This is a genomic window from Exiguobacterium sp. S3, from assembly GCF_018617295.1.
Classification (GTDB): Bacteria; Bacillota; Bacilli; order Exiguobacteriales; family Exiguobacteriaceae; genus Exiguobacterium; species Exiguobacterium profundum.
The window spans coordinates 237872-250844 of record NZ_JACSJW010000003.1 but is presented as its reverse complement, the minus strand read 5'-3'; the positions used below and the strand labels follow the sequence as shown (position 1 = coordinate 250844).

The 12973-nt window shown below is 48.4% G+C and carries 13 protein-coding genes and 2 riboswitches; of the genes, 8 read left to right on the top strand and 5 right to left on the bottom strand.

From position 1 onward, the window contains the following. Nucleotides 1-2 precede the first annotated feature (2 nt). Nucleotides 3-914, bottom strand: coding sequence for a GTP cyclohydrolase FolE2 (folE2, locus tag KNO65_RS10040; RefSeq protein WP_012727487.1), 912 nt, complete (start codon nucleotides 912-914; stop codon nucleotides 3-5). Nucleotides 915-1168: 254 nt separating this feature from the next. Here folE2 and KNO65_RS10035 point away from each other — a divergent pair, with 254 nt between their 5' ends. The 3 genes from KNO65_RS10035 to KNO65_RS10025 all read left to right on the top strand — a co-directional run bounded on the left by KNO65_RS10035 (nucleotide 1169) and on the right by KNO65_RS10025 (nucleotide 3739). Continuing rightward, on the top strand, nucleotides 1169-1999 hold the full coding sequence (locus KNO65_RS10035; RefSeq protein WP_214694762.1) for a TerC family protein: 831 nt from the start codon (nucleotides 1169-1171) through the stop codon (nucleotides 1997-1999). Nucleotides 2000-2131: 132 nt separating this feature from the next. After that, a complete protein-coding gene (locus tag KNO65_RS10030; RefSeq protein WP_214783867.1) occupies nucleotides 2132-3004 on the top strand; it encodes a HipA domain-containing protein in 873 nt (290 codons plus the stop codon). A gap of 3 nt (nucleotides 3005-3007) precedes the next feature. Next, on the top strand, nucleotides 3008-3739 hold the full coding sequence (locus tag KNO65_RS10025) for an HIRAN domain-containing protein (protein WP_214774182.1): 732 nt from the start codon (nucleotides 3008-3010) through the stop codon (nucleotides 3737-3739). 64 nt (nucleotides 3740-3803) lie between these two features. Here KNO65_RS10025 and KNO65_RS10020 read toward each other — a convergent pair whose 3' ends face one another. Genes KNO65_RS10020 through KNO65_RS10005 form a run of 4 tightly spaced genes read right to left on the bottom strand, consistent with a single transcriptional unit; the run spans nucleotide 3804 to nucleotide 6766 of the window. Next, nucleotides 3804-4337, bottom strand: a complete 534-nt coding sequence (locus KNO65_RS10020) for a 1,2-dihydroxy-3-keto-5-methylthiopentene dioxygenase (RefSeq protein ID WP_214783864.1) — start codon at nucleotides 4335-4337, stop codon at nucleotides 3804-3806. 13 nt (nucleotides 4338-4350) lie between these two features. Continuing rightward, nucleotides 4351-4968, bottom strand: a complete 618-nt coding sequence (locus KNO65_RS10015) for a methylthioribulose 1-phosphate dehydratase (RefSeq protein ID WP_214783861.1) — start codon at nucleotides 4966-4968, stop codon at nucleotides 4351-4353. Next, nucleotides 4965-5615, bottom strand: coding sequence for a 2-hydroxy-3-keto-5-methylthiopentenyl-1-phosphate phosphatase (locus KNO65_RS10010; RefSeq protein WP_214783858.1), 651 nt, complete (start codon nucleotides 5613-5615; stop codon nucleotides 4965-4967). Before KNO65_RS10010 ends, KNO65_RS10015 begins: the two co-directional genes overlap by 4 nt. Next, on the bottom strand, nucleotides 5612-6766 hold the full coding sequence (locus tag KNO65_RS10005) for a 2,3-diketo-5-methylthiopentyl-1-phosphate enolase (protein ID WP_214783855.1): 1155 nt from the start codon (nucleotides 6764-6766) through the stop codon (nucleotides 5612-5614). Before KNO65_RS10005 ends, KNO65_RS10010 begins: the two co-directional genes overlap by 4 nt. A 70-nt stretch (nucleotides 6767-6836) precedes the next feature. Continuing rightward, a riboswitch (SAM riboswitch) is annotated at nucleotides 6837-6938 on the bottom strand. Between the two features lie 205 nt (nucleotides 6939-7143). Further along, nucleotides 7144-7246, top strand: a riboswitch (SAM riboswitch). Nucleotides 7247-7328: 82 nt separating this feature from the next. On the opposite strand from KNO65_RS10005, the gene mtnK reads away from it, so the two are divergent. The 5 genes from mtnK to KNO65_RS09980 are packed head-to-tail and all read left to right on the top strand — an operon-like array spanning nucleotide 7329 to nucleotide 12959. Next, nucleotides 7329-8480 carry an S-methyl-5-thioribose kinase gene (gene mtnK, locus KNO65_RS10000; protein ID WP_214783852.1) on the top strand — a complete coding sequence of 384 codons (1152 nt, stop codon included), beginning with the start codon at nucleotides 7329-7331 and terminating at the stop codon, nucleotides 8478-8480. Further along, a complete protein-coding gene (gene mtnA / locus KNO65_RS09995; protein ID WP_214783849.1) occupies nucleotides 8477-9511 on the top strand; it encodes an S-methyl-5-thioribose-1-phosphate isomerase in 1035 nt (344 codons plus the stop codon). Before mtnK ends, mtnA begins: the two co-directional genes overlap by 4 nt. Next, the gene (locus KNO65_RS09990) at nucleotides 9504-10583 is read left to right on the top strand and encodes a sugar ABC transporter substrate-binding protein (protein ID WP_214783846.1); all 1080 of its coding nucleotides are present in this window, start codon (nucleotides 9504-9506) and stop codon (nucleotides 10581-10583) included. The genes mtnA and KNO65_RS09990 overlap by 8 nt, the downstream gene beginning before the upstream one ends. Next, nucleotides 10583-11956 carry a sugar ABC transporter ATP-binding protein gene (locus KNO65_RS09985; protein WP_214783843.1) on the top strand — a complete coding sequence of 458 codons (1374 nt, stop codon included), beginning with the start codon at nucleotides 10583-10585 and terminating at the stop codon, nucleotides 11954-11956. Before KNO65_RS09990 ends, KNO65_RS09985 begins: the two co-directional genes overlap by 1 nt. 1 nt (nucleotide 11957) lies before the next feature. Further along, nucleotides 11958-12959: an ABC transporter permease gene (locus KNO65_RS09980; RefSeq protein WP_012727477.1), complete on the top strand. Its 1002-nt coding sequence runs from the start codon at nucleotides 11958-11960 to the stop codon at nucleotides 12957-12959. Nucleotides 12960-12973 lie beyond the last annotated feature (14 nt).

The window sequence follows — 12973 nt, the reverse complement described above, 5'->3', positions numbered from 1 at the left end:
TTTTATGCGTCTTGACGCTTATCGAATGTGATCGATGCGATGGCATCGTGTTGGTGAATCGACTCTTCGTTACGGCATTCGACGAAGAAGTTCACGACTTGTTTCATCTCGTACAAGTCAGCCGCGATCAAGCGGACCATGTCCTCGACGAAACGTGGATTTTCGTATGCGATTTCAGTCGCACGTTTCTCATCCGGACGCTTGAGGACAGGATGAAGTGGTGCTGAGGCGTTTGACTCCGCTGCATCGAGAAGTGCTGCACGCCAGTCGAATCCGTCCATTGACGTTTCATCAAGACCTGCTTCGATCGTGATGTATCCACGTTGGTTATGGGCACTGTATTCACTGATTTCTTTTGAACATGGGCAAAGCGTCGTGACGTTGATGACGAGACCGACTGTCACGTTTGCGACGCCCGTTTCAAGGTTGTACGTCACACGGTGCATGACATCGGCGTTCATCAAACCGCTAAGACCTGTCGCAGGTGCTTTACGCGTGAAGAACCATGGGTAACGGATTGTCAATTGACCTTCCGTTTGTTCCATCCGCTCGGCAAGCTCCTGTGCGAACTCGATCAACGAACGGTTCGATACCGTCCACCCTTGTTGATGGTACGCATCGAGCTGTTCCGTCAAACGAGACATGTTAATCCCTTTACGATCTTGAACGAGCGATGTCGTTAATTCGAATGTAGCGACCGTAGATTGGACTCCTTCTGGCGTTTCGACGTTCACAGGGTGTTTCACGTTTGAGATGCCGACACTGTCGAGGGCGAATAAAAAGTTTTTCGGTGTATTTTGTAAATCGACCATTTGTTCTTTCTCGGTCGGCTTTGTTCCTTTAATCGGTGGGACCGACCCGAACAATTTATGTCGTTCTGCTTTAGTAGGTAAAGCGACATGGCTTGTAGACATAATCGGATTCTCCTTTTTTCGAGCGGTTCAAAGGACCACTCGTTCTTGTTAGGATTTTATCACGAAATGATGGCTGAACGGGTATGATTTTGCTCTCATAACATGTTTTCAATATGCAATCGCAAAAAAATCCTCAAGATATTAAAGAAAGAGGATTGCTTTACTTTGTGAACGGGAATAAAATGGTCCTGTGAACTTAAAAAATAGATCACTATTAAATATGAAGGAACTGAAAAACAAAAGGAGATGTTTTTATGGATTGGCAGTTAGTCCTGCAGTATGCCTGGATCGTCGTCGTACTCGTCGGTTTGGAAGGCTTATTATCTGCAGACAACGCGCTCGTCTTGGCCGTCATGGTCAAACACTTGCCGCGTACAGAGCAGAAGAAGGCATTGTTCTACGGACTCTTAGGGGCGTTCGTCTTCCGATTTATCGCATTGTTCTTAATCTCGTTCTTGATCAACGTATGGCAAGTACAGGCACTCGGTGCACTTTACTTAATCGGAATGAGTGCGCGACACCTGTATATGACCTATAAGGCGAGGAAGATGGAGCCGCAACAGGAGTTGGCGGCCGAAGCGAAAGAAGAGACGGCTGTCACAGAAAAGCCGGTGTCGAAGAAAGAGTTTTGGCTCACTGTTGCGAAAGTCGAGTTTGCGGACATCGCTTTTGCGGTCGATTCGATCTTGGCAGCGGTCGCGCTTGCGGTCAGCTTGCCACCACTCGGTCTTGGTGAAATCGGTGGAATTGACTCAGGTCAGTTCTTCGTCGTCTTGACAGGTGGACTCATCGGGGTCGTCTTGATGCGATTTGCGGCACGTATTTTCGTCAAGTTGCTTCATCAACGTCCTACACTTGAAACGGCCGCCTTCATCATCGTCGGTTGGGTAGGGGTCAAATTGACGGTGCTCGTACTCGAACACCCAGGTTTCAAAGAGTTGATTGCCGGTACGCCGTTCGAATTCATGGGACTCCCAGACGGCTTCGTCCACTCGACAGCTTGGACTATCTTCTTCTGGTCGGTCATGGTCGGGATTGCGACATGGGGCTGGTTCTCATCTAAGCCGACAGCGGTTAAACATTAAATTTCAACTCATTTTTAGATGAAGTATAATTTAAAGAACTAGTCCTCTTTCATTAAATGACTAGTTCTTTTTTCATGCCTGAAAACTTATAAAATCTATAGTGATTTTAGCAGTATATTGGAGGGGCACATAATGATTGATGTAACTGATTGGGAGTTAATTGGATATGGTGAAGATAGTACTCTTGAGAAAGAAGAGTTGAAAAATAAAGAGGGAGAACAGTATTTAATTAAATATCCAAGGATTTTTGAAGTCGGTTCTTCTTGGGAAGATGTTACTGAGAAAGTAGCAGCTCAAACGGGTACGCTAATAGGATTAGATATGATGAAAGTTCAAATAGTATTTCGGAATAATCGTCGAGGGTGCCTGCTAAGAAACTTTGTAGATGACTATAAGGCTGACAATGCGTTCCCCGGTGCTTTTTTACTTCAAGCTGAGTGCCCTGATATGTACAAAAAAGTTCAAGAACGAACAATGAAGGGTACAGTACTTATAGAATACGCATTTGAGATGCTTACCAACTTATCAGTTTGGAAAATAATTAAGAAAGATTTCATTTACATGATTCTGTTCGATTTAGTGATAGGCAATCAAGATCGTCACCCATACAATTGGTCTTTATTGTACAGAGGTGATGAAGTAATGATGTCTCCTTTATATGATAATGGAGCTGCTCTGGGATTTCGTTTTGAAGATGAAAAGATTGAAGAGCTTTTAAAAGACCAAAGCAAACGCAATAAGTACTATAAAAATACTAAAGTTAAATTTGGTTTATGCGAAAAGAGCCAAGTGAAAATGATGGATTTATATACATTTTTGTATGTAGATTTTTACGACGAAGTCAAAGAGTTTAATAAAAAAATCGAAAACTTTGATTTTAATTCATTTTCACATCAAATTGAAGAAAACTGTTACTTGTCAAGAACTCAGAAAAAGTGGTTAAATCAAGTAATAGTAGAACGAATAGAGGTATTGACCCAACTATTTCAGGAAAGGGAGGGATGAAATTTGTCATACCAAAAGAAAGAACTCAATGTGATTTGGCAGGATAAAGTGACGCGCTCTTGTTTTCATATAGGTACGTTAAGTTATGACCAAGAAACGTATGTGTTTAATTACCATCGTGATGCTTCATCGTTTAAAGAGGCTTTAGAGCATGGCTATAAACCACATCCGCTCTTTCCTGATATCAACAAAATGTACACATCAAGAGAACTCTTTATTGCATTTGATCGGCGCATACCATCAAAAAATCGACAAGATTATAGTATGATCTTAAACGATTTCGGTTTAAATGAGAATGCTGAAAAAATGGATATTTTAAAAGCGACCCGAGGGAAAATTGCAAACGATACTTACTCGTTAGAAGAGCCCATCATTCAAAATGAAAATCATGAAATTCAAACGAGTTTTTATATTCAGGGAATGCGTCACCAAAATCACCTTGATCAGTTTGAAAAGAAAATTAATTATGATACAACTTTAGTTTTAAAGAAAGAACCCGAAAATCCACACGATCCTTGGGCTATTGGGATCTATACTAAACATGATACAAAATTAGGATACGTTCCAAGATACTATAGCAAGTTTATCAGTCTGCTTATGGATGTTGATACAAAGATTGACCTTCGAATAGTTTATATAAACGAAAAATCAACGCCTCACTGGTGGGTTAAAGTACATTTATGTGCACCTTTGCCTAAAGCAAATCAAACAGTTTTGGAAAAGCTCCTTATTTGAACTGGGAATTTTTGAATGATGAAAACACGGCAACCAAGAGATTTCTCCTGCTTGCCGTGTTTTCTTATGCATTCACATTTTCTTTGTCGTAAATCGGCACCCAGCCCTCAGTCGTCACGAAAATGCGAACGGCGACGACTTGACGGTCCTCTTGCAACGTGAAGTAATGACGTGTGTTGACCGGTACCGAGATGAGGTCACCCGGATTGAGCTCGATATTAAAGTATCCGCGCTCTGCATCGTCGATGGCAAAAATGCCGTGACCACTGACGATGAAACGAACCTCGTCATCTGTATGGTGATGCTCTTTTTGGAAGTTGACGAGCAGTTCATCTAAATTCGGTGTCGAATCGGATAGAGAGATGACGTCAGCCGTCTTGTAACCGCGTCGTGCTGATACATCTTGAATCTCGTCACGAAACGTCGCCAAGATGGCTTCTTTGTCTTCGTCTGTCAGTTGGTAATTTTCCTGAAGAGAAGCCGGTAACTTTGCGATATCCCATGCTTCGTAAAGAATGTCTCGTGATTCTAAAAAGTCACGTACCTCTTGTTGGTCGCTGACACGTTCTTCGGTTTGTTGAAAATAAATCGTTGCCATGTTGAATTCCTCCTTATGAATGGACGCCTAGGGCGCGTAATTTTAATGAATAGCTAAACAAAAATTCATATGCCTCTAAATAACGTTTTGCCGCAGCGGGCGTTTCGCCCCAAACGGTGATCCCGTGGTTCCGGATGAGGACGGCACCGGCATCGCCTGTGACATGTGGCGCGAACGCACGGGCGAGCGTCGGGATATCCGCGTGATTTTCGATAATGGGGATCCGGACACTTGCCGTCTCTTCCCAATAACCGAGCGCCTTGATGATTTCTTGACCTGTGAACGTCACGTGACCTTTTGCTGCATACAGTTCCGAGATGACGTTATTGTCGACCGTATGCACATGAAGCGAACAGGTTGCGTTCGAGTTGTTAAAGATATCGACATGTAGCAACGTTTCCGCGGACGGTTTGCCTGACTGTTCTCCAATCAATTGACCGGTCGCATCGACGAGGACGAAGTCTTCATTGGTACGCTTTCGTTTATCACGACCGCTTGCCGTCACGAGGAACGTCAACGGGTCGTCCGATACGCGGATCGCCAGGTTGCCACTCGTCCCGGGGAACCAATCTCGTGCGGCGAGCTCGTCTTTAATGTCGGCAAGTTCGACCCATCGTTCTTGTACGGTCATACGTTCACTCCTTTCATGTGAGCTGAAATGTCATAGAATGTCTCGAACGGAACATGTCGAATTCCTTCCGCCTCACAAAGCGAAATCAGTTGACCTCGTGCATACACGACATCGGCACGTTTGGCGATTTCAAAATCAGTGACAGAGTCCCCGATGACAATCAACGTGTCGGTAGGTGAGACAATCTGTCGAGCAATCGTCAGCTTGCAGCATCCGCAATCATTCGAACAATGAACATCACATGCATGAGGCCATGTGACGCGCGCTGTCTCTCCTGAAAAATCAACGTGATTGCAGAAGATGTGTTCCGATGCGACGTGACCTTCTAAAATCGGATGGACGAAAAAGTCCATGCCCCCACTGACGACATCAAATCGAAAGCCGTGCGACTGGGTCTCTTGCAAAAACTCGACAAACCCCGCTCGAAGCGTGATGGTCGACTGAAGAAACTCACGATACCGCTCTTGCTGGTTACTTGGGAGCAAGCTGAACATCTGACCGACGCCTTCGCGAATGGAGAGCGTTTGGTTCAACACACCATCTTTGAGTTCGACCCATTCAGGTGGGGCGAACCGTCGCATCAATGCGATGATGTTATCTTCTTCCGTGATGGTTCCGTCGAAATCACAGATGACGTGCGTACTCATCGCGCACCCCACGCATCTAATGCAGTCGATAAGGCATCAGTCTCGCTCGTCTTACCGATTGCCTGATCGATCGCTTGGCGGAACGCCCTCGCTCCGGCAGCCGCACCGTCTGGGTGTCCGTGAATCCCGCCGCCGGCATTGATGACGACATCCGTTCCGAAGTCACGAATCAAATCCGGGACGAGTCCTGGGTGAATCCCGGCAGAGGGGACCGCCAGAATCGGTTTCGTCCAATGGGGTTCCGTCGCGTACGTTTGAATCTGTTGTGTTTCGTCTTTTGGTGTCGACAGTGAACCGTATGGCGAAGGGAAGAGCGTCAAGTCCGCCCCGGCGAGTCGAATCAGTTTCCCGAAGAGTAGGGAATGACGAATCGATCCGGTCAACGCTCCTGCAAAAGCGGGATGTGCCAAAATCGGGACGTGAATCTCAGAATCTTTGGCGAGCTCTCGCAATGCGTCAAGCCCGTACGTATACACGTTGAACAACAATGCGGTCGCGCCTGCCTCAATCAATCGCTTCGCCTGGTCGCGTAAGGTGAAAACGGGTCCGCTCAACGTGACGGCGTATAGAACGGAACGACCCGTCAATTCTTTATGTTCTTGAATGATCGATGCTCCAATCCGAGCCCGTTCGAGCGATGGGGTGAGCGGATTGTCATATAAAATCTCATCGTCTTTCACGAGATCGATGCCACCTGCGAACTGGTCCCGGAGTTGTGTCGCCAAAAAATCAAGGTCCCGTCCGATGACGCCTTTGAAGATGCTCATGGCGAGCGGTCGGTCGTGTACTCGAAGGATGTCGCGGACCCCTTCGACTCCGAATGCAGCACCCGGAAAGTCCGGTGCGAGCTCCTCTGGAATCGAGAGGTCGACGAGTTTGACGTTTGGGTCGAGCGACAGTTTTCCGAATGTCGTCGTCAGGATGGACGAGAAGTCCGGTGTCACGTTATGTAGCGGGTAGCGAATCGAGAAACGGCTCGTCGTTTCCTGTTGGTAGGTATCGATGACCTCACCTCGGAACGCCTGTAGTTGATGCTGTTCGAGATGGTTCAATTCGGTCCATGTCCCGACGGTCAGCTCATGTGCGATTTTCTCAGCCACGCGTTCGACGTGATCGGTATGTTTGACTTCATAAGTCGCGATGATTCCCATAAGTTCCTCCTTTCAGGTCAAACAAAAAATGACCTCATGCCAAGGCAAGAGGTCATTCGAAAACAATGAACTCTTATCTCTCAGCGATAGCTGCAAGAATTAGCACCGTGCCATTTCTGGTCGGTTGCTGCGACATCATCGGGCTTGTCCCTCCGTCTGCTCTTGATAAGAATAGTTGTGAAGTTGTGAAATTTAATTGAATTTTCACATAGAATCGCTCACTCGTCAATTCCTTTTTTTGAGAAAAAAAGTTTGAAAATAATGTTTCTATATATGCGTGTCAAAAATAGGGAGGCGACTGAAAATAGAGGATTGACAACTAGCATGCCTAGTCCGTAATATTCGTCTCAACACGTCAAACACAATTACATCATTTACTCTTATCGCGAGTTGGCAGAGGGAATTGGCCCTAAGACGCCGCAGCAACCGACCATTTGGCACGGTGCTACATCCACCAGACACATGTCTGAAAGATGAGAGGAACAACCAATTTGGGTGTGCCTCTTTCTCGCGGAGAAAGGGGCTTTTTTCATGTATAGATTCAAGAAAGGGGAAAATCATCATGGCTTATGAGGCGTTTACAGAACAAAGTGTCGTCGACCACGTTCGACAGTTGGGGTTACTAGAAGAGGGGATTGCAGAATGTGAGGAGATTGGGGATGGAAATTTAAATCTCGTCTTTCGCATTCGTCAAGGAGAAACGTCATTAATCGTGAAACAAGCGTTGCCGTACGCAAAAGTTGTTGGAGAGAGTTGGCCGCTCACGCTTGACCGTTCGTGGATTGAACAACTGGCACTCCGTGAATTTTCTAAGGTCGTTCCTCAGTTCGTACCGGATGTACTCGGTAGCGACCGTGAACTCGCCTATACGATTTTGGAGGATCTGTCAGCGTTTGAGATTGTTCGGACGGGCTTCCTAAAAGGAGAGAGCTATCCGAATTTAGCCCGCCACGTCGGTACGTTTCTCGGTGAAACCCTGTTTGCGACGTCTGACTACGCGAACGGACCGCTCGTGAAGAAACAAATCGAAAAAGAGTATTACAATCCAGAGCTATGCGATATCACGGAAAAGCTGATTTTCACCGACCCGTATCGCGATGCAGATTCGAATCAAATCGAAGCGGCCCTTCGTCCGGATGTGGAGCAACTGTGGTCAGACCTCGCCTTGAAAATTGAAGTGACGAAATTGAAGGTTGGGTTCGTGACCAAACATGAAGCGTTGCTACATGGAGATTTACATACAGGAAGCATTTTTGCGACCCGACATGAAACGAAAATCATCGATCCTGAGTTTGCCTTTTACGGTCCGTTCGGCTTTGACATCGGTCAAATCATTGCCCATTTGGTGTTCTCAACGTATGCGCATCCGTTGAAACGATTCGAACGCTTCACAGAAGTGCTCACGGTCTGGGAGACGTTCGAAAAAACGTTCCGTACCCGCTTTACACAGGCCACAGAGCCGTTCAACACAGTAGGATTCGTGGACGAACTGTTGCCATCCATTTTGAGCGATGCGATCGGCTACGCGGGTTGCGAATTGATTCGGCGGACGGTCGGTCTAGCTGGTGTCGCCGACTTAGAGACATTGCCGGATGACCTTCGCATCGAACGGAAACGCCACGCCCTAGAACTTGGTACGCGTCTCATCAAACAGCGTCATCAGATTCAATCGATCGATCAGCTGATCCCGGTCTTGTCGGAGGTGCGCGTATGAGTGTGCAAAGTATTCATTTCGATGCCGACACGGAAGTGTTGACGATTTTAGATCAGACGCTATTGCCGCAAGAAGAGCGCTATGTCGAAGTGTTGACGCTCGAACAGGCGGAACAAGCAATCAAGTCGCTTCAAGTCCGGGGGGCACCGGCCATCGCTTATTTCGGGGCGTTTGTCCTTGCGAAAGAAGCGTCACGTCTGCAAGACAATCCATATTTTCATCTCCAATTGAATCAAGTCGGTCAACGGTTGATTGCGACAAGACCGACCGCGGTCAACTTACAGCATGTCATCGAATCACTCCTTCGACTGAATGTGGGAGAGGACTTTGAACAGATTGCAAAAGCCATCAAGCAGCGCGCGATTGAAATCTATGAACAAGACGTGGCCACGTATCGCACGATTGGGGAGCATGCGCTCACCGTGTTGCCCGCTGGAGGGAACGTATTGACGATTTGTAACGCCGGTGCCATTGCGACGTCACGGTACGGTACCGCGCTCGCGCCGTTTTATGTCGGAAAAGAGCGAGGCATCCCGTTTCGTGTGTTCGCATCGGAAACGCGACCGCTGCTTCAAGGGGCACGATTGACGGTATGGGAGCTCGACCGGGCGGACATCGACGTCACATTGATTACAGATAACATGGCGGCGTGGACGATCCAGACGAAACAAATGGATGCCATCATCGTCGGGGCGGACCGCATCACCCGTACCGGGCATACGGCCAACAAGATTGGAACACTCCAGCTCGCGATTTTGGCGAAGCATTACGGCATCCCATTCTATGTGGCAGCCCCACATTCGACATTCGATTTAGAGGCGGACGACACGATTCAAATCGAGGAACGGGACGCCCATGAAGTGACCCATATCGGGGGACACCCAACGGCACTCGTCGGCATCACCGTCTTCAATCCGGCGTTTGATGTGACCCCGCCAGAACTCATCACCGGTCTGATCACAGAAACAGGTGTGCTCGAACCGACCGAGTCGGTCATTGTACAACACGTAGGAGGAAACGCATATGTCTAAAAAAATCATCTTCTTCCTGTTGACCGTTATCTTAGCACTTGCCGGATGCACGAACGAACAGGCGCAACCAAAAACGACCGCGGCGACAAATAAAGCGGAGACGAAAACCGTCAACGTCTCAAATGAGACACTTCCGAAAAATCTAGAAGTCGCCCTCGTCATGCAGATGTCGATTGGGACATTCTCTTCGCAATATATCGAAGGGGTGATCGAGCAAGTCGAAGCGTTCGGTGGCAACGTGAAAGTGTATAACGCCGAAAATGATTTGTCGAAAATGGCGAGTTATGTCGATACGGCGACGACGCAAGGAGTCGATGTGATCTTGATTGACCACGGACGTGCCGATGCCTTGAAAGAGCCTGTTCAACGGGCGCTCGACAAAGGCATCAAAGTTGTCGCATTCGATAACGATTTGACGAATGAAGGCGTGACGGTCATCGACCAAGACGATTATTCACTCGCATGGCGCTCGCTCAAAGCACTCGCGGAAGATTTAGACGGGGAAGGGAACATCGTCACGATTTGGGTCGGTGGGTTCACGCCGATGGAACGCCGTCATACGATTTATGATGCATTCTTGAAACGGTATCCGGGCATCCAGGAAGTCGCGAAGTTCGGTTCGGCGACGAACAACACGGCGCTCGATACGCAAAGCCAGATGGAGGCGATTTTGAAGAAGTATCCAGAAGGCGAAATCGATGCGGTGTTTGCGATGTGGGACGAGTTCGCCAAAGGGGCGAGCCGTGCCATCAAGCAAGCAGGCCGTGACGAGATTGCCGTTTACGGGATTGACTTGAGTGACGAAGACTTGCAACTCATGCAAGAAGAGGGGAGTCCGTGGAAAGTGACAGCTGCCACAGATCCAGCCGAAATTGGCCGCATTCAAGTCCGATACGCTTATCAAAAAGTGGTCGGGGAAGAGACGCCTTCCATTCATTCGGTCGACCCATATCTAGTGGACCGTGATGTCTTGCCGAATGAGCCTGTCACGATGGATGACCTTGGACAGTACGTGCCAGGTTGGGGCGAATCGAATGCGGCATGGTCGGATTGGATGAAGGAGACAGACTGATGATTCGCTTGGAACGAATCACGAAACAGTATGGTGACGTCACGGTGCTCGATCAACTATCCTTCAGTTTAAAGCCGGGAGACATTCATGGACTCCTCGGTCTGAACGGGGCCGGTAAGAGTACACTCATCAAACTGCTAAACGGAACGGCTGAACCGACGTCCGGCGAGTTGTCCATTGATGGAAAATCAATCCGCCTCACTCCAGCGGAAGCGATTCGTCATGGCATCATCACAGTGTCACAAGAAGTCGATGATGCGCTCTATTTGGACTTGCCTGTATATGAGAACGTCCTTCCATGGCAGACAGTGAAACGGATTCGTCCGCAACGTTTGAAACAGCGAGCGAAACGTGTGTTGTCCCGAGTCGGTTTAGAGGTCGATCCAACGCGTCCAGCCGGTCACTTCCCGCTAAGCGTGAAACAGCGCCTTCTCATCGCTCGGGCACTCGAGAGCGATGCTAAGTATTTGCTCCTCGACGAACCGACCGCTGCCTTATCGGAAACGGATGCCGACGCCTTACTTGAATTATTACAAACGCTGGCGGCAGAAGGGGTAGGCATCGTGTTGGTCACGCATCGTTCAAACGAGCTCACACGGGTCACGTCGACCTCTACGTTTCTTCGGGACGGACGTGTCGTGTACGATGGACCGTACCAATTGCTCTCCTCAGAAGCAGTACAGACATTTTTAAATGGGACAACATTTGATGCGGCGTTAGAAAAGGCGGTGCCGGAAGACAAGATTTGTTTATCCGCGCAGTTGACCCTTCCGGCGTTCCAATCCGAGATTTCGATTGAAGCGTATCGCGGAGAAGTGCTCGGGATTGGAGGATTGACGGGGAGTGGGAAGACGGAACTGATGGAAGCTTTGTTCGGTCTTTCTGGGATTCGTCAATCCATCACAATCGATGGAAAAGAACATGTGATCAAAGAACCGACCGATGCCGTACGTGAAGGGTTTGCACTCGTTCCAGAGGAGAGACGTCGTCATGGATTATTTCTAGACGAGACGATTGAGCGGAACGTGATTGCTGTAGCAGGAAAGGCAACTCGCGTTTCGGACGTATTGGCATCGCTTCGCGTCCGTTATGCGAACGTAAAACAACCGGTTCGTGAGCTGAGTGGTGGAAATCAACAGAAGGTCGTCTTTAGCAAATGGTTACTCGAAGACCGAAACATTTATCTGCTCGACGAACCGACAAAAGGAATTGATATCGCAGCGAAACAAGACGTATATGAACGCGTCATCGCACTCGCGAAACAAGGGAAGACCGTGTTGTTCACCTCGAGTGAGCGACACGAGCTCGAACGGGTCGCCAATCGAATTCTTTGGCTCGACCGTGGACAAATTGCAGAGAAAGGAGGCGCATGACATGGCACAGTTAGTAGTCAAGGAACGAAAACGAATCAGCGGTCATATCGGTCAGTATGGAACGTTACTCGCAATCCTTGGTTTGATTGCGGTCTTTACCGTGACGAACGATCAATTTCTGACATACGCAAACTTTAGTGACATCATCAAATCGGTTTCAATCGTTTCGCTACTTGCCCTCGGCGTCACGTTTTCGCTCATCGTCGGAGGATTCGACTTGTCGGTCGGCTCGACGGCGAGTCTTGCGACAATCGGGGCAGCGGCAAGTCTCGTCCTTCATCGACAAGAGCTTCTCGTCGCCCTGCTGATCCCACTTGCACTCGGGATTCTCGTCGGGCTGTTGAACGCGCTCGTCACGATCAAATTCCGATTACCGGATTTACTAGCGACACTCGCCATCATGTACGTCATTAACGGGATTCAGTTGACGTATACGAAAGGATTCTCGATTTATGACAACATGCCGATTGAAGGGGGGACGGCGCCAGGGCGTTTCATCCCGTCATTTCTATTCATCGGTCAAGGGACGATCGGTCCGATTCCGTTCGTCGCCCTGCTCATGCTGGTGTTCTTTATCGGAGCGCATCTGTTCTTGACTTATACGCGGACCGGGCGTGAATTTTATTACGTCGGGTCGAACGCCGAAGCGGCCCGTCGTTCCGGGATCGCAGTGAATCGCATCAAGTTGTACGCCTACGTGCTCAGCGGATTGTTTGCAGCCATTGGCGGAATCATTCTTGCATCTCGAATCGGTACGGGACAAGTCTCGGCTGGAGCACCTCTTTTGATGGACGCTGTCGCGGCTGCCTACATCGGCTACGCCGTCTTTGGGACAGGGCGCCCGAACGTGATTGGGACATTGATTGGAGCTATTTTGATTGGAATTCTCTTGAACGGACTGACGATGTGGGACGTGCCGTATTATGCGCAAGACATCGTCAAAGGGACGATTTTAATTGGAGCGCTCGGTCTTTCTTATATTCAGAAGAAACAGCGGACATGACAAAACCCCCGGAC